Here is a 15,787-nt window from a genome sequence, read left to right as displayed (position 1 = left end):
TCCCCCAGACACCCAACAGCGTGCCCGGCCATACTCCGTCCAGTGATCATGCGTTCCACGCTCCGAAGAGCAGTACTAGCAGCCACCAGCCCGGCATCCTGACCGAGTAGTCAACGTTCCACCCATGAGCAACCAGCATCAGACATTCGCTGATGTACTGGCCTCTGAACCAGGCAAGCCTGGCTTAGAAGTGCTCCTTAGAAAGGAGGTGATCCAGCCGCACCTTCCGGTACGGCTACCTTGTTACGACTTCGTCCCAATCGCCAGTCCCACCTTCGACAGCTCCCTCCCACAAGGGGTTGGGCCACCGGCTTCGGGTGTTACCGACTTTCGTGACGTGACGGGCGGTGTGTACAAGGCCCGGGAACGTATTCACCGCAGCAATGCTGATCTGCGATTACTAGCGACTCCGACTTCATGGGGTCGAGTTGCAGACCCCAATCCGAACTGAGACCGGCTTTTTGAGATTCGCTCCACCTTACGGCATCGCAGCTCTTTGTACCGGCCATTGTAGCACGTGTGCAGCCCAAGACATAAGGGGCATGATGACTTGACGTCGTCCCCACCTTCCTCCGAGTTGACCCCGGCGGTCTCCCGTGAGTCCCCAGCACCACAAGGGCCTGCTGGCAACACGGGACAAGGGTTGCGCTCGTTGCGGGACTTAACCCAACATCTCACGACACGAGCTGACGACAGCCATGCACCACCTGTACACCGACCACAAGGGGGGCACTATCTCTAATGCTTTCCGGTGTATGTCAAGCCTTGGTAAGGTTCTTCGCGTTGCGTCGAATTAAGCCACATGCTCCGCCGCTTGTGCGGGCCCCCGTCAATTCCTTTGAGTTTTAGCCTTGCGGCCGTACTCCCCAGGCGGGGCACTTAATGCGTTAGCTGCGGCACGGACAACGTGGAATGTTGCCCACACCTAGTGCCCACCGTTTACGGCGTGGACTACCAGGGTATCTAATCCTGTTCGCTCCCCACGCTTTCGCTCCTCAGCGTCAGTATCGGCCCAGAGATCCGCCTTCGCCACCGGTGTTCCTCCTGATATCTGCGCATTTCACCGCTACACCAGGAATTCCGATCTCCCCTACCGAACTCTAGCCTGCCCGTATCGACTGCAGACCCGGGGTTAAGCCCCGGGCTTTCACAACCGACGTGACAAGCCGCCTACGAGCTCTTTACGCCCAATAATTCCGGACAACGCTTGCGCCCTACGTATTACCGCGGCTGCTGGCACGTAGTTAGCCGGCGCTTCTTCTGCAGGTACCGTCACTTTCGCTTCTTCCCTGCTGAAAGAGGTTTACAACCCGAAGGCCGTCATCCCTCACGCGGCGTCGCTGCATCAGGCTTTCGCCCATTGTGCAATATTCCCCACTGCTGCCTCCCGTAGGAGTCTGGGCCGTGTCTCAGTCCCAGTGTGGCCGGTCGCCCTCTCAGGCCGGCTACCCGTCGTCGCCTTGGTGAGCCGTTACCTCACCAACAAGCTGATAGGCCGCGGGCTCATCCTGCACCGCCGGAGCTTTCCAGAATCACCGATGCCGATGAAACTCGTATCCGGTATTAGACCCCGTTTCCAGGGCTTGTCCCAGAGTGCAGGGCAGATTGCCCACGTGTTACTCACCCGTTCGCCACTAATCCCCTCCCGAAGGAGGTTCATCGTTCGACTTGCATGTGTTAAGCACGCCGCCAGCGTTCGTCCTGAGCCAGGATCAAACTCTCCGTGAATGTTTTCCCGTAATCGGGATGAACACATCACGAGAGCGGTGCGAGAGGAGGAATAGTCCTCTCGCACACAGCGTCCTCGCTGTGTTTTTTCAAAGGAACCTCGTCCCAGCGGATGCTGGAGACGGGGTATCAACATATCTGGCGTTGACTTTTGGCACGCTGTTGAGTTCTCAAGGAACGGTCGCTTCCTTTGTACTCACCCTCTCGGGCTTTCCTCCGGGCGCTTCCCTTCGGTCTTGCGTTTCCGACTCTATCAGATCTTTTCTCGATCCGATTTCCTCGGTGCTTTCCAGGTTCTCGCTCTCGCGTTTCCCTTTCCGGCGGTTCCGACTCTATCAGATCCTTTCGGTTCCGATTCCCGGTCGGCGGGATTTGTCCAAGGGTTTTCGGCTTTCGCCGTCCGCCCTTTCGACATTCACTACGTTAGCCGAATCCTTCCGGGACTCATAATCGAGTCCCGCGGGTTCGAATTCGGGCACGCGCGGGCGCTCGAAACGACCCTGTCGAAGGGCTTGTGCTAGGTAGTGGGTTGGCCGCTCCGGCTGCAGGCGATCGCCGTACCCGGTTCAGCGGCTCGGAATACGTTACGCACTTCGACCGGCCGCGTCAACCTCGGCGGCGCCTGGGCACATGCGCCCGGTAAGGGCTGACGGTGGGGTCGTCCGCCACCCAGTAGCGCCACGGATGGAGGTCGCCGTCGCCGCCCACGCCGGCGACACCGGTGCGGGGACCGCTGCGTACCTGGTCGGAGGGGACCGGCGTGCCGGTCAGTACCCGCAGTGGGGTCTCGTCCGAGGTGCACGCGTCCGTGCCGTCCAGGGCCCGGTCGATCCCCAGGGCGGTGGCCAGCCGGGCGGGACCCTTGGCCAGTTCCTTGTCGTTGCGGGCCGAAAGACGTCGCTTGCGGGCCAGCTCGGCGCCCTCCACCACCTCGCCGGCGCGCAGCAGCACCGCGCTCGCCCGGCCCTCGGGTCCGCAGACCAGGTTCATGCAGTGCCACATGCCGTAGGTGAAGTAGACGTAGACGTGTCCGGGCGGGCCGAACATCACGGCGTTGCGGGCGGTGCGGCCGCGGTAGGCGTGGGAGCCGGGGTCCATCTCGCCGTCGTACGCCTCCACCTCGGTGAGGCGGAGGGCGATCGGGCCGTCGGGAGTGCTGCGGACCAGGATGCGGCCGAGGAGGTCCGGGGCGACCTCCAGGACCGGGCGGTCGAAGAAGGTGCGGGGCAGTGGCGTACGGTCCGTGGGCGCGATCATGCCCTCCGAGGGTAGTCCAGACGGCGTACCGGCCCGGCGGAACCGGTCGTGGGCGGATCGCGTTCGTACCGGTCGAGGATTCTTCGTAATAGGGAGTGCCATGGCGTTCAAGAAGCTGCTCGCGAGCCTGGGGGCCGGCGGCGCGTCGGTCGAGACGGTGCTGACCGAGGTCAACGTGGTGCCGGGCGGTGTCGTCCAGGGCGAGGTGCGGATCCAGGGCGGTTCCGTGAACCAGGCCATCGAGGGGCTGTCCGTCGGTCTGCAGGCCAAGGTCGAGGTGGAGAGCGGCGACCAGGAGTACAAGCAGGACATCGAGTTCACGAAGGTGCGGCTCGGCGGTGCCTTCGAGCTCCAGGCGGGCGCCCTGCACGCGGTGCCGTTCGGGCTGGAGATCCCGTGGGAGACGCCCGTCACCATGATCGACGGGCAGTCCCTGCACGGGATGCACATCGGTGTGACCACCGAGCTGGCGATCGCGCGGGCCGTGGACTCCGGCGACCTGGACCCGATCAACGTGCACCCGCTGCCGGCGCAGAAGGCGATCCTGGACGCCTTCGTCCAGCTGGGCTTCCGCTTCAAGAACGCGGACATGGAGCGCGGCCTCATCCGGGGTACGCGGCAGAAGCTGCCGTTCTACCAGGAGATCGAGTTTCTCCCGCCGGCGCAGTACCGGGGTCTGAACCAGGTCGAGCTGAGCTTCGTGGCGGACGAGCACGCGATGGACGTCGTGCTGGAGATGGACAAGAAGCCGGGTCTGTTCAGCGAGGGCTCGGACACCTACCGGTCCTTCCAGGTGGGTCTGAACGACTGGCAGGGGACCGACTGGGCGGCTTACCTCAACCAGTGGCTGTCCGAGGTCGGCAGCAAGCGCAACTGGTTCTAGGCTCGGAGCTGCTGGTTCCAGATCATCGATCAGGAGGTACCGAGGTGACCGAGCTCAAGCGGCGGCCGCTCCCCCATGACTTCCATCCGCCCGTGCCGTCGTTCACGGTGACGAGCGAGGACGTCCGGGAGGGTGCCACGCTGGGAAGCGCCCAGGTGTACGCGGAGGGCAACACCTCGCCGCAGCTGCGCTGGGAGGGCTTTCCTCCGGAGACCAAGAGCTTCGCCGTGACGTGCTACGACCCGGACGCGCCGACCGGCAGCGGGTTCTGGCACTGGGTCCTGTTCGACATCCCGGCCTCGGTGACCGAGTTGCCCGCCGGTGCGGGCGGCGGCAAGTTCGAGGGGCTGCCCGAGGGTGCCGTGCACGCGCGGAACGACTACGGGACGAAGGACTTCGGCGGTGCCGCTCCGCCGCCCGGGGACGGCCCGCACCGGTACGTCTTCACGGTGTACGCGGTGGACCAGGAGGAGCTGGGTCCGGACGCGGACGCCTCGCCGGCCGTGGTGGGCTTCAACCTCCGGTTCCACACGCTCGCGCGCGCCCAGCTGATCGGCGAGTTCGAGAACCCCGCGCAGGGCTGAGCGCCGTAACTCGTTACAGTCCAGCGTTCACTGAACGTTTGCCCGCCTCCGGTCTTGGAAGTGATCGGAGGCGGGCATTTTTTATTGCGTTGTCCATCTCGGCGTGCCCGTCCAGAGTTGATCCAAGCCCGCCGGGGGGCGGGCAGGCGCACACGGGAGGTGGGCTGGATGCGTGACACGCTGGTCCTGAACGCGAGTTTCGAGCCGCTGTCGACGGTGTCCCTGAACCGAGCCGTGGTCCTGGTGCTCCAGGACAAGGCCGTGGTCGAACAGGCCCACCCCGAACTGCGGATGCGCGGTGCGGATGTGGACATCCCCGTGCCCCGGGTGATCCGGCTGTGCCGGTACGTACGGGTGCCGTTCCGAAGACGAGCCCCGTGGTCGCGGCGGGGGGTGCTGGTGCGGGACCAGCACCGGTGCGCGTACTGCGGGCGCCGGGCCACGACCGTGGACCATGTGGTGCCGCGGGCGCAGGGCGGGCAGGACACGTGGCTGAACACGGTGGCCGCGTGCGCGGAGGACAATCACCGCAAGGCGAACCGGACTCCGGAGGAGGCCGGGATGACGCTGCTGCGGCAGCCGTTCGAACCCACGCCGGCCGACGCGATGCTGCTCTCGCTGGGGCAGGAGGAGATCGCCGCGCTTCCCGAGTGGCTCGCCAGGGAAGCGGCCTAGGCGAGGCCCGGGCGTCTGCCGGGTTCTTCCGTGTGTGCGGCCGGGGTTGGCGTGGCGGGGTGACGCGGTTCCCGCGCCCCTTGAGGGGCGCGGGATGCAACGGGGGTCAGTCGATCGGGGGCTTCTCCCGGCGTTCCGTACCGCCGTTGTTGCCGCTGTTGCCCGAACCGCCGCCCAGGGAGCCGAAGTTGCCGACGGCTCCGGAGAGGCCCTTGAGGGCGTCGCCGATCTCGCTGGGGACGATCCAGAGCTTGTTGGCGTCGCCCTCGGCGATCTTGGGGAGCATCTGGAGGTACTGGTAGGAGAGCAGCTTCTGGTCCGGGTCGCCGGCGTGGATGGCCTCGAATACCGTGCGGACGGCCTGGGCCTCGCCCTCGGCGCGCAGGGCCGCGGCCTTGGCCTCACCCTCGGCGCGCAGGATCTGGGACTGCTTCTCGCCCTCGGCGCGCAGGATCTCCGACTGCCGGACACCTTCGGCCTGGAGGATCGCGGCGCGCTTGTCGCGGTCGGCGCGCATCTGCTTCTCCATCGAGTCCTGGATGGAGGTGGGCGGTTCGATGGCCTTCAGCTCCACGCGGTTGACGCGGATGCCCCACTTGCCGGTGGCCTCGTCCAGGACGCCGCGCAGTGCGGCGTTGATCTCCTCGCGGGAGGTCAGGGTCCGTTCGAGGTCCATGCCGCCGATGATGTTGCGCAGCGTGGTGACGGTGAGCTGCTCGATCGCCTGGATGTAGCTGGCGACCTCGTAGGTGGCGGCCCGGGCGTCGGTGACCTGGTAGTAGATGACCGTGTCGATGTTCACGACCAGGTTGTCCTGGGTGATCACCGGCTGCGGCGGGAACGGTACGACCTGTTCCCGCAGGTCGATGCGGTTGCGGATGGTGTCGATGAACGGGACGACGATGTTGAGGCCCGCGTTCAGCGTGCGTGTGTAGCGGCCGAAGCGCTCGACGATGGCGGCGCTGGCCTGTGGGATGACTTGGATCGTCTTGATCAGGGCGATGAAGACCAACACCACCAGGATGATCAGGACGATGATGACCGGTTCCATCGTCGCTCCCCGTACCCTTCTCCGCCTCGGCGCCTTCGGCAGATCTCTGTCTGTTGAGGATCTTGCTGGTCGAGTCTGTCAGACCGTCGCGCAACTCGTGAGCCGTTCCCGGTGAGTTGTCCTCACAGGACGATCGCGGTGGCCCCTTCGATGTCCACGACGTCCACCTCCTGGCCCGCCTCGTAGGTCCGGCCGGTGTCGAGGGCGCGGGCCGACCAGACCTCTCCGGCGAGCTTGATCCGGCCGCCGGACGCGTCGACCCGTTCCAGGACGACGGCTTGTCGTCCCTTCAACGCCTCGACGCCGGTGGCGAGTTGTGGTCGCTGTCTGCTGTGCCGGGCGGCGATGGGCCGGACTACGGCGATGAGGGCGACGGAGACGACGACGAACGCCAGGACCTGGATGACGGCGTCGAAGCCGAGGGCGGAGACCACCGCCGCCGCGACGGCTCCCACCGCGAGCATGCCGAACTCCGGCATGGCGGTGACCACGAGCGGGATTCCGAGTGCCGCCGCGCCGACGAGCCACCACACCCATGCGTCGATGTTCACATGGTCATGGTAGGGCCGCGGTCGGGCGGCGGACAGGGCGCGCAGGGGGGAGCGGCGGGGTCAGGACAGGGGCAGGCCCTGGGCGGTCCAGCGGTCGCCGACCTGTTCCACGACGAGCGGGAGGCCGAAGCACAGGGAGAGGTTGCGGGAGGTCAGTTCCAGCTCCATGGGGCCGGCGGCGAGGACCTTGCCCTGGCGGATCATGAGAACGTGGGTGAAGCCGGGGGCGATCTCCTCGACGTGATGCGTGACCATGATCATCGAGGGCGCGATGGGGTCGCGGGCGAGCCGGCCGAGGCGGCGCACCAGGTCCTCGCGCCCGCCGAGGTCGAGGCCGGCGGCGGGCTCGTCCAGCAGGAGCAGCTCGGGGTCGGTCATCAAGGCGCGGGCGATCAGGGTGCGCTTGCGCTCGCCCTCGGAGAGGGTGCCGAACTTCCGGTCCAGGTAGTCGCTCATGCCGAGGCGGTCGAGGAAGGCGCGGGCGCGCTGCTCGTCGACGTCCTCGTACTGCTCCTGCCAGCCGGCGGTCATGCCGTAGGCGGCGGTGAGCACGGTCTGCAGGACGGTCTGGCGCTTGGGGAGCTTGTCGGCCATGGCCATGCCGGCCATGCCGATGCGGGGGCGCAGCTCGAAGACGTCGGTGCCGGGCTTGCCGAGGGTCTCGCCGAGGATGGTGGCGGTGCCCTTGCTGGGGTAGAGGTAGCTGGAGGCGACGTTCAGGAGGGTGGTCTTGCCGGCGCCGTTGGGGCCGAGGATGACCCAGCGCTCGCCCTCCTTCACCGACCAGGAGACCTGGTCCACCAGAGCCCGGCCCTCGCGGACCACGGATACGTCCTCAAGCTCCAGAACATCGCTCATGAGCGCGTTGTCTCCCCTTGCAGTGTGGCCGGTCTCGGCTGTCGCGTACGCCTGTGACGGGGTCTCGCGCCGGTGGGCGCAGCCCTTATGAAATCTACGCCACGAGTGCCCCGCTCCATTCCATCGGTCCGGTCCTTAGGGTGGGGGCATGCTCTCGGAACCGCGTTCAGGACGCCTCGCAGCTTGGGGCAATGCCCTTTTGGCCGGACTTGTCTCTCCGGACGACGCCGCCCTCGCCATCGTGGGCGGGGACGCGGTGCACCGGGTGGACGGGCTGCCCGGTGAGCCGGCGCCGGCCGGGCTGACGCTCGCGCTGGGGCGGCTGCGCGCGCTGGGGGTGTCCGGGCTGCGGGTGGCGCTGCCGGCGCCGGGGCATCCGCTGGGGCTGAGCGGCCCGCCGGAGTTCAACACGCGGGCGCTGGAGGCCGGGGAGGCGGTGGTCTGCCACGGGGCCGCGTTCGGGCTGGTGCCGGAGGTGTACGAGGCCGGGCCCGAGGGCGATGTGCACGCCGAGGTGGTCTGGCGGGTGCTGCCGGTGCGCGAGGCGCCGCCGGCCGACGTGCCGTCGCTCGGTGAGGCCGAGCGGGAGCTGGCGGAGGCGCTGCGGGAGGCGACCGAGGTGCTGTCGAAGCTGGACGTCGCCGGGTCGGGGCCGGTGGCGGAGGCGGCGATCGACGCGTACCGGGCGCGGGCCGAGCGGGGCCGGGAGGTCCTGGCGCCGGGCTATCCGCCGCGCGCGGTGCGGGTGCTGGAGCTGGCACAGCGGGTGGGGCTGCTGGTGTCCCTGGCGTACGGCGGCGGGCACGGGGGCGCGGTCAGCTCCGCCGAGATGCGGGCGCGGTCCGAGGCGCTCAGGCCGGTGGAACGAACGGCCCGGCGGGCACAGGTGGCGGCGTACAACGCGTATGTGGAGGAGCGGGAGCGCGGGGGGCGGTGACCGGCCGCGAGCGACGGTGACGGGCGGGAGCGCCGCTACGGAGGAATGGGGCGCAGGGCGCCGTGACCGGCCGCAGGAGCTCGGCCGCAGGCGCGGGCGCCGCTACGGAGGAATGGGGCGCGGGGCACCGTGACCGGCCGCAGGAGCTCGGCCGCGGGCGGCGGCGGTGGCCCATGAGGGGCCGGTCGGCGGGGCCGGTCGTCCGGCGGACGCGGCGGCATCGGCGGCGGGCGGATGCCGGAGGCGAGGACACGGGAGCACGGCGACACGGCTACGAAGAAGCCCGGGCGTGCCACCTCGTTCCCGGCCGCCGGGGCGCGGTCACGGCAGAGCGGGAGCGCTCCGCGCCGTCACCGTCCGCGAAGGCTCGGCCTCGGGCGGCGGGGCCCGCCTCGGTGTCCGGGGGCGAGAGCGGCAAGGCCTCCCGGTGGGGCCGGGAGGCCTGGGGTGCTGTCCGGGTGCGGGTCAGCTGTTGGCGCCGTGGTTGCCGAAGGCCGGGTTCAGTACGCCGATGACGTTCACGCTGTTGCCGACCGCGTTCACCGGGACGTGCACCGGCACCTGGACGACGTTGCCCGAGACGGCACCCGGGGACCCGGCGGCCCCGCCGGCGGCACCGCTGTCGGCGGAGGCCATGCCCGCGCCGGCGGCCACCAGGCCACCCGCCACCATCGTCACGGCCGCCGCCTTCTTCAGGTTCTTCACTGTCTACCCCTCCTGGATGTCCACCGCGGCGATCACCGCGGCACGCACTGGAGAACGGCGGGAACCACCGGAGGATGCGCCGTCCGGGTGACATTCCCACGACGGTATGAATCTCAGTCCGGTCCGTGACGCTCCGTGTTGCCGTGGTGCGGGCCGGGGCCGGGGACGGCCGGGGCGGGTCAGCCGGCCACGCCGTGGCGTACGGCCCACAGCGCGGCCTGGGTGCGGTCGGCGAGGTCGAGCTTCATCAGGATGTTGGAGACGTGCGTCTTGACGGTCTTCTCGGACAGGACGAGGGCGCGGGCTATCTCCCGGTTGGAGCGGCCGTCCGCGATCAGGCCGAGCACCTCGCGCTCCCGCTCGGTGAGCGAGCCGCCCCTGCCCTGTCCGCCGCCGGCCTCCTCCCGGGCGAGCAGGGCGTCGGCGACCTCCGGCTGGAGCAGGACGTGCCCGGCGCGCACGGAGCGGATGGCACCGGCGAGGGCGTCGGGGTCCACGTCCTTGTAGACGTACCCGGCGGCGCCCGCGCGCAGGGCCGGGACGACCGTGCGCTGCTCGGTGAAGCTCGTGACGATCAGCACGCGCGCGGGGTTGCCGAGTTCGCGCAGTCTGCGCAGCGCGTCGATGCCGTCCATGCCCGGCATCTTGACGTCCATGAGGACGATGTCGGGTCGCAGTTCCTCGGCGCGGGCGACTCCCTCGGCGCCGTCGGCGGCCTCGCCGACGACCTCTATGTCGTCCTGCACCTCCAGGAAGGTGCGCAGGCCCCGGCGGACGACCTGGTGGTCGTCGACCAGCAGCACCTTGATCGGTTCACCCACCGGGGACCTCCATCTCGATCGTGGTGCCCTTGCCGGGCGCCGATTCCACGGTCAGCGAGCCGCCGACCCCGCCGGCCCGGTCCCGCATGGAGACCAGGCCGAGGTGGCGGCCGGCGCGGCGGACCGCCGTGGGGTCGAAGCCGCCGCCGTCGTCGGTGACGCGCAGGACGGCGCCGCAGCCGCGCCGCCGCACGCTCACGTCCACGTGTGCCGCGCCGGAGTGCCGCAGGGCGTTGTGCAGGGCCTCCTGGGCGACCCGGAGGATGGCCTCCTCCTGGGCGGCGGGCAGGGCGCGCAGGCCGGTGCCGGTGAAGGTGACGCGGGCGGTGTGGGCGCGGTCGAGGACCTGTATCTGGGTGCGCAGGGTGGCGACGAGGCCGTCCTCCTCCAGCGCGGCGGGCCGCAACTCCACGACGGCGGCGCGCAGTTCGTCGGCGGCCTCGGCGGCGAGCGAGGCCACCTGATGCAGTTCGCCCTTGGCCCGGGCGGGGTCGCGGTCGACGAGCGCCGCCGCGGCCTGGGCCGTCAGACGCAGCGAGAACAGCTTCTGGCTGACCGCGTCGTGCAGCTCGTGGGCGAGGCGGGAGCGCTCCTCGGCGATGGTCAGTTCGCGGCTGCGCTCGTAGAGCCGGGCGTTGGTGAGGGCGATGGCGGCGTGCTGGGCGAGGATGGAGAGCAGTTCCTCGTCTTCCTGGGTGAAGCCGCAGCTTCCCTCCGGCTTGGGGCAGCGCTTGTTCGCGAGGAAGAGCGCCCCGATGACCTCCTCGCCGTCCCTGATCGGCAGGCCGAGGAAGTCGGCCAGGTCGGGGTGGGCGTCCGGCCAGCCCTCGAAGCGGGGGTCCTTGCGCACGTCGGCGAGGCGCTCGGCCTTCGCCTCGCGCAGCATCGCGGCGAGGATGCCGTGCTGGCGCGGGAGCGGGCCGATGGCGCGCCACTGCTCCTCGCTGACGCCGTCGACGACGAACTGGGCGAAGCCCCCGTGGTCGTCGGGGACACCGAGGGCGGCGTACTGCGCGTCGAGCAGTTCACGGGCGGAGGCGACGATCGTCTTGAGGACGTCGCGCACCTCCAGATGCCTGCTCATGGCCAGCAGCGCGGAGCTGACCGCGGCGAGGCCGGACCGGGGGCCTTGACTCATGTCCTCACGGTACCGGCGGGGTCCGACAGCCCGGATCGGGCCGGTGACGGCGGGGCCTGGTCCCCTGGTCCTAGGGCGGTCGGCGGAGCCGGGGGTGCCGGTGGTGGACGCCGTACGTACATACGCGTCGTACGCGCGCCTACGTGGCGTACGCGCGCGAGGCGCCGGGCTCTGCCTCGGGGACGAGGCCGACGGCGGCCGACTCCTACCTGGGGAGGAGGAGACTCACGCTGGGCGTTGCGATGGCAACTCCCCGTGAGAGCGATCGGTATTCCATGTGAGCCCGCGCATAGGGCCCACATCACGTACGAAAGAGCATAGGAGATGCACTCGCCCGCATGAACGGGATCGACGGTCCCGTCTGTCCTATTTTGCCCTTCCCTGATCCACTATCCCGGATCGTATGTCACACCTTTGCCTGGGCATTTTGCTGCCGCTAAGAATTGCCTCGTCGCTCAGCGCCGCGGGTTCCCACCGCGGCGTTCGTGCGGGAGGAGCCGATTCCCCCGGCGGACGCAGGAGCGACCTCCGCGCTATCGAAGAGGTCCATCAGCCATGCCCAAGAACATGCTCAACCGTGCTCATAGTCGTCCGCTGACCAAGCAGCGCAGGATCGCCGCCGTCGCGGGTGTCGCCGCGTTCGGCACCGCCGCCCTCGCCCTCTCGGCCACCGTCGGTCACGACGGCACCGTCACCACGGGTGCCCCGGCCACGTCCGCGCAGGTCTCCTCCGGCCTGGTGCTGGAGAATGTCAAGGGCACCGTCACCGGCCGGGAGGCCGCGGACAACGTCAAGCTGGACACCCTCGCGGCGCGCAAGAAGGCCGTCGACGCCGCTGCCGCCGCCAAGGCCGCCGAGGCCGCCGAGCAGAAGCGGGCCGCCGCCCGCAAGGCCGCGCGGCAGCACTCCGCGGCCCAGGCCGCCACCCGCTCCACCCAGCGTCTGGACATCCAGCCGGTCGCCGCCAAGACGTACGCCAACAACCTCGATGGCTGGATCCGGCAGGCCCTGTCCATCATGAAGGCCAAGGGCATCCCGGGCAGCTACAGCGGCCTGCACCGCAACATCATGCGGGAGTCCTCCGGCAACCCCCTCGCCATCAACAACTGGGACATCAACGCCGTCAACGGCATCCCCTCGAAGGGCCTGCTCCAGGTCATCCCGCCGACCTTCAGCGCCTACCACGTCCCCGGCACGTCCTGGAACATCTACGACCCGGTCGCCAACATCACCGCCGCCGCCAACTACGCGGCCGACCGGTACGGCTCGATCGACAACGTCAACAGCGCGTACTGAGGCCTGGCGCGGGACCTCAGCCACGTAACGCCGAAGGGCGGCACCCCGGATCACGGGGTGCCGCCCTTCGGCGTCGCGCGGGCACGCGCGTACGGGGCGCGGTTACTTGCGCATGACCTCCGGCTCGTGGCGGCGCAGGAAGCGGGAGACGAAGAAGCCGCAGACCGCGCCGAGCCCGAGCAGCACGAGCATGTCCAGTCCCCAGGCCGAGGCGGCGTGGTCCCACAGCGGGTCGGTGCTGCCCGGGTCGTCGGTGTTCGGGGCGATGGCGTTGAAGTCCAGCGTGGTGCCGGCCGCGGCCACCGCCCAGCGGGACGGCATGAGGTACGAGAACTCGTTCACGCCGGGCGTGCCGTGCAGGGTGAACAGGCAGCCGGTGAAGACGACCTGGACGATCGCGAACATCACCAGCAGCGGCATGGTCTTCTCGGCGGTCTTCACCAGCGAGGAGATCACCAGGCCGACCATCATCGAGGTGAAGCCCAGCGCCATGATCGGCAGGCACAGCTCGACCAGCGTGGAGCCGCCGAGCACCAGCCCCTCGCCGGGGATCTCTCGGCTGGTGAAGCCGATGACGCCGACCAGCAGGCCCTGGAACATGGTGACGGCGCCGAGCACGACCACCTTGGACATCAGGTACGCCGAGCGGGACAGGCCGGTCGCGCGCTCCCGCTCGTAGATCACCCGCTCCTTGATCAGCTCTCGGACCGAGTTCGCGGCGCCCGCGAAGCACGCGCCGACGGCGAGGATCAGCAGGACGGTGGTGGCGGTGCCGTTCGGGGCGGGCAGGTGGGTCTTGGGGTTGACCGGGTTCGGCAGCAGTCCGCGGTCGGGCTGGATCAGCAGGCTGACCGCGCCGATGACCGCCGGCAGCAGCACCGTCAGCGCCAGGAAGCCCTTGTCGGAGGCGATGACCGCGACATAGCGCCGGACCAGGGTCATCAGCTGTGAGCCCCAGCTCTGCGGCTTGGGCGGCCGCAGCGCCTGCGGTACGGGTATGGGGCCGGTCTGCGGGGCCACGGCGTCGATCTCCGCCGCGTACATCTGGTAGTGCTGCGAGCCCTTCCAGCGGCCCGCCCAGTCGTAGTCGCGGTAGTTCTCGAAGGCGGAGAAGACATCGGCCCAGCTGTCGTAGCCGAAGAAGTTCAGCGCCTCCTCGGGCGGGCCGAAGTAGGCGACCGCGCCGCCCGGGGCCATCACCAGGAGCTTGTCGCACAGCGCCAGCTCGGCCACCGAGTGGGTGACGACGAGGACCGTGCGGCCGTCGTCGGCGAGGCCGCGCAGCAGCTGCATGACGTCCCGGTCCATGCCCGGGTCGAGGCCGGAGGTGGGCTCGTCCAGGAAGATCAGCGACGGCTTGGTGAGCAGTTCCAGGGCGACCGAGACGCGCTTGCGCTGGCCGCCGGAGAGCGAGGTGACCTTCTTGTCCTTGTGGATGTCGAGCTTCAGCTCGCGCAGCACCTCGTCGATGCGGGCGTCGCGCTCCCGCGCCGTGGTGTCGGCGGGGAAGCGCAGCTTGGCCGCGTACTTCAGGGCCTTCTTCACGGTCAGCTCGCGGTGCAGGATGTCGTCCTGCGGCACCAGGCCGATGCGCTGGCGCAGCTCGGCGAACTGCTTGTACAGGTTCCGGTTGTCGTACAGCACCTCGCCCTGGTTGGCGGGCCGGTAGCCGGTGAGCGCCTTGAGCAGGGTGGACTTGCCGGAGCCGGACGGGCCGATCACGGCGATCAGCGATTTCTCGGGGACGCCGAAGGAGACGTCCTTGAGGATCTGCTTGCCGCCGTCGACCGTGACGGTCAGGTGGCGGGCCGAGAAGGAGACCTCACCGGTGTCGACGAACTCCTCCAGCCGGTCGCCGACGATCCGGAAGGTGGAGTGGCCGACGCCGACGATGTCGGCCGGTCCCAGCTGTACGGAGCCGCCCTTGGGGATCGGCTGGCCGTTGACGTAGGTGCCGTTGTGCGAACCGAGGTCGCGGATCTCGAAGCGGCCGTCGGGCGTGGCGTGGAACTCGGCGTGGTTGCGGGAGACCTGGAGGTCGGAGACGACCAGGTCGTTCTCCAGGGCACGGCCGATGCGCATCACGCGGCCGAGCGCGAACTGGTGGAACGTGGTCGGGCTGCGGTCGCCGTAGACCGGCGGCGCCCCCGCGCCGTCACCGGGCGTCTGCTGCGCGTACTGCCCGGCGGGCCCGGCCTGCTGCCAGCCCGCGTGCGGGGCCTGCTGGTGGGCGGGGGCCTGCTGGGGTACGGCTTGGTGGTGAGCGGGTGCCTGGTGGGCGGGTGCGTGGTGGGCGGGGGCCTGCTGGGGCATGGCCTGCTGGGACCAGTCGGGGGCGGCGGGGCTCTGGGGCGCGTACGGTGCCGCCGCATGCGCCTGCTGCTGCGGCTGTGACTGCTGCTGCGGCTGCGGCTCGTGGGCCGGGCCTCCGACCGGTACGGCGGTCGCCGAGAGGTTCACCCGCGGGCCGTCGGTGGCGTTGCCGAGGTGCAGCGACGAGCCGGGGGCTATCTCCGTGTACCGGACGCGCTGACCGCGCACGTACGTGCCGTTGGTGCTGCCATGGTCCTCGATGACCCAGGTGTGGCCGTTGAAGCTGACCGTGGCGTGCCGCCAGGAGACCCTGGCGTCGTCGAAGACGATGTCACCCTGCGGATCACGGCCGAGGGTGTAAGGCCTGGACGGGTCGAGCGTCCAGGTCCGTCCGTTTGATTCCAGTACGAGTTCCGGCACTCCATGCCCCACTGAGTTGTCCCCCGAATTGCCCCCGTGGCGGGGAGTCTAGGGATGTCGAACATCGTGGGGAACTATTCCAGGCGCAGCCCCCTGACCGAAACCCGGGCCTTGCCAAGCGGTCCCGGGCGCCGTCTACTTCGCCCTGGTGACGGGGGGGGAACCGGGCCGGACGGTGGCAATCGCCGCGAGGGGGCGAGCGGGGCCGTCGGCGTCGTGGGGATACGTCGGGCGCCCGCGCCGAGCCGGACCGCCTCGGGCACAGTCGGCGGGCTCGCCGAGGGGCGCCGAGACCCGCACGGCCGTCGGGATCACGCCACCGGGCGCGGACGGGGCCGACGCCCTGTGCCGGGGGCCCGTGGCGGTGCGGGGGCCCGTGGCGGTGCGGGGGCCCGTGGCGGTGCGGGTGAGGACGGCCGGGGATCGCCGTTCGCCGGCCGGCGTGGCACGCTCGGGGTGGGGCGGGGCGCGGCGGGCGGGGCGGTGTCCGGGTCCCGCGCCGCGGCGGTCGGCCAACCGCAAGGTCCCCGACACCGGGGCGTCGGCGATTGTTCCGTGTCCGTCAGGCGG

At 69.7% G+C, this 15,787-nt stretch carries 13 protein-coding genes and 1 rRNA gene; 5 read left to right on the top strand and 9 right to left on the bottom strand.

Annotated elements, in window-relative coordinates:
• Nucleotides 1-201: 201 nt before the first annotated feature.
• Both ACSURM_RS28455 and ACSURM_RS28450 read right to left on the bottom strand, forming a co-directional pair.
• Nucleotides 202-1,728: ribosomal RNA gene (locus tag ACSURM_RS28455) — 16S ribosomal RNA — on the bottom strand.
• Between the two features lie 606 nt (nucleotides 1,729-2,334).
• Nucleotides 2,335-2,985 carry a DNA-3-methyladenine glycosylase gene (locus tag ACSURM_RS28450; protein ID WP_436958650.1) on the bottom strand — a complete coding sequence of 217 codons (651 nt, stop codon included), beginning with the start codon at nucleotides 2,983-2,985 and terminating at the stop codon, nucleotides 2,335-2,337.
• A gap of 100 nt (nucleotides 2,986-3,085) precedes the next feature.
• On the opposite strand from ACSURM_RS28450, the gene ACSURM_RS28445 reads away from it, so the two are divergent.
• The 3 genes from ACSURM_RS28445 to ACSURM_RS28435 all read left to right on the top strand — a co-directional run bounded on the left by ACSURM_RS28445 (nucleotide 3,086) and on the right by ACSURM_RS28435 (nucleotide 5,127).
• Nucleotides 3,086-3,868 carry a sporulation protein gene (locus ACSURM_RS28445; RefSeq protein WP_436958649.1) on the top strand — a complete coding sequence of 261 codons (783 nt, stop codon included), beginning with the start codon at nucleotides 3,086-3,088 and terminating at the stop codon, nucleotides 3,866-3,868.
• A 44-nt stretch (nucleotides 3,869-3,912) separates the two neighbouring features.
• The gene (locus tag ACSURM_RS28440; protein WP_436958648.1) at nucleotides 3,913-4,452 is read left to right on the top strand and encodes a YbhB/YbcL family Raf kinase inhibitor-like protein; all 540 of its coding nucleotides are present in this window, start codon (nucleotides 3,913-3,915) and stop codon (nucleotides 4,450-4,452) included.
• A 168-nt stretch (nucleotides 4,453-4,620) separates the two neighbouring features.
• Nucleotides 4,621-5,127 carry an HNH endonuclease gene (locus ACSURM_RS28435; protein WP_436958647.1) on the top strand — a complete coding sequence of 169 codons (507 nt, stop codon included), beginning with the start codon at nucleotides 4,621-4,623 and terminating at the stop codon, nucleotides 5,125-5,127.
• Nucleotides 5,128-5,233: 106 nt separating this feature from the next.
• Here ACSURM_RS28435 and ACSURM_RS28430 read toward each other — a convergent pair whose 3' ends face one another.
• The 3 genes from ACSURM_RS28430 to ACSURM_RS28420 all read right to left on the bottom strand — a co-directional run bounded on the left by ACSURM_RS28430 (nucleotide 5,234) and on the right by ACSURM_RS28420 (nucleotide 7,587).
• The gene (locus ACSURM_RS28430; RefSeq protein WP_436958646.1) at nucleotides 5,234-6,178 is read right to left on the bottom strand and encodes an SPFH domain-containing protein; all 945 of its coding nucleotides are present in this window, start codon (nucleotides 6,176-6,178) and stop codon (nucleotides 5,234-5,236) included.
• A 122-nt stretch (nucleotides 6,179-6,300) separates the two neighbouring features.
• Nucleotides 6,301-6,729 carry an NfeD family protein gene (locus tag ACSURM_RS28425; RefSeq protein ID WP_189998053.1) on the bottom strand — a complete coding sequence of 143 codons (429 nt, stop codon included), beginning with the start codon at nucleotides 6,727-6,729 and terminating at the stop codon, nucleotides 6,301-6,303.
• Between the two features lie 60 nt (nucleotides 6,730-6,789).
• Nucleotides 6,790-7,587 (bottom strand): ABC transporter ATP-binding protein, encoded by a 798-nt coding sequence (locus ACSURM_RS28420; protein ID WP_436958645.1) that lies wholly within the window; start codon nucleotides 7,585-7,587, stop codon nucleotides 6,790-6,792.
• 148 nt (nucleotides 7,588-7,735) lie between these two features.
• Between ACSURM_RS28420 and ACSURM_RS28415 the strand changes: the two genes are divergently transcribed.
• Nucleotides 7,736-8,524, top strand: coding sequence for a hypothetical protein (locus tag ACSURM_RS28415; RefSeq protein WP_436958644.1), 789 nt, complete (start codon nucleotides 7,736-7,738; stop codon nucleotides 8,522-8,524).
• Nucleotides 8,525-8,989: 465 nt separating this feature from the next.
• Here ACSURM_RS28415 and ACSURM_RS28410 read toward each other — a convergent pair whose 3' ends face one another.
• The 3 genes from ACSURM_RS28410 to ACSURM_RS28400 all read right to left on the bottom strand — a co-directional run bounded on the left by ACSURM_RS28410 (nucleotide 8,990) and on the right by ACSURM_RS28400 (nucleotide 11,188).
• Entirely contained in the window at nucleotides 8,990-9,229 is a 240-nt protein-coding gene (locus tag ACSURM_RS28410) for a chaplin family protein (RefSeq protein WP_436958643.1), read from the bottom strand.
• A 179-nt stretch (nucleotides 9,230-9,408) separates the two neighbouring features.
• Entirely contained in the window at nucleotides 9,409-10,050 is a 642-nt protein-coding gene (locus ACSURM_RS28405; protein ID WP_436958642.1) for a response regulator, read from the bottom strand.
• Complete coding sequence (locus ACSURM_RS28400; protein WP_436958641.1) at nucleotides 10,043-11,188, bottom strand: GAF domain-containing sensor histidine kinase; 1,146 nt, start codon at nucleotides 11,186-11,188, stop codon at nucleotides 10,043-10,045. Before ACSURM_RS28400 ends, ACSURM_RS28405 begins: the two co-directional genes overlap by 8 nt.
• 555 nt (nucleotides 11,189-11,743) lie before the next feature.
• On the opposite strand from ACSURM_RS28400, the gene ACSURM_RS28395 reads away from it, so the two are divergent.
• Entirely contained in the window at nucleotides 11,744-12,484 is a 741-nt protein-coding gene (locus ACSURM_RS28395; RefSeq protein ID WP_436958640.1) for a transglycosylase SLT domain-containing protein, read from the top strand.
• Between the two features lie 102 nt (nucleotides 12,485-12,586).
• Here ACSURM_RS28395 and ACSURM_RS28390 read toward each other — a convergent pair whose 3' ends face one another.
• A complete protein-coding gene (locus tag ACSURM_RS28390; RefSeq protein WP_436958639.1) occupies nucleotides 12,587-15,217 on the bottom strand; it encodes an FHA domain-containing protein in 2,631 nt (876 codons plus the stop codon).
• Nucleotides 15,218-15,787: the final 570 nt, after the last annotated feature.

This window comes from Streptomyces sp. SudanB182_2057 (assembly GCF_964272715.1).
In the GTDB taxonomy this organism is placed as follows: Bacteria; Actinomycetota; Actinomycetes; order Streptomycetales; family Streptomycetaceae; genus Streptomyces; species Streptomyces rubradiris.
This window is presented reverse-complemented; position numbering and strand designations above follow the sequence as displayed.

Coding starts and splice junctions, on each gene's coding strand:
- ACSURM_RS28400 (WP_436958641.1), bottom strand. CDS start 11,188: ATGAGTCAAGGCCCCCGGTCCGGCCTCGCCGCGGTCAGCTCCGCGCTG.
- ACSURM_RS28415 (WP_436958644.1), top strand. CDS start 7,736: ATGCTCTCGGAACCGCGTTCAGGACGCCTCGCAGCTTGGGGCAATGCC.
- ACSURM_RS28435 (WP_436958647.1), top strand. CDS start 4,621: ATGCGTGACACGCTGGTCCTGAACGCGAGTTTCGAGCCGCTGTCGACG.
- ACSURM_RS28450 (WP_436958650.1), bottom strand. CDS start 2,985: ATGATCGCGCCCACGGACCGTACGCCACTGCCCCGCACCTTCTTCGAC.
- ACSURM_RS28430 (WP_436958646.1), bottom strand. CDS start 6,178: ATGGAACCGGTCATCATCGTCCTGATCATCCTGGTGGTGTTGGTCTTC.
- ACSURM_RS28395 (WP_436958640.1), top strand. CDS start 11,744: ATGCCCAAGAACATGCTCAACCGTGCTCATAGTCGTCCGCTGACCAAG.
- ACSURM_RS28445 (WP_436958649.1), top strand. CDS start 3,086: ATGGCGTTCAAGAAGCTGCTCGCGAGCCTGGGGGCCGGCGGCGCGTCG.
- ACSURM_RS28420 (WP_436958645.1), bottom strand. CDS start 7,587: ATGAGCGATGTTCTGGAGCTTGAGGACGTATCCGTGGTCCGCGAGGGC.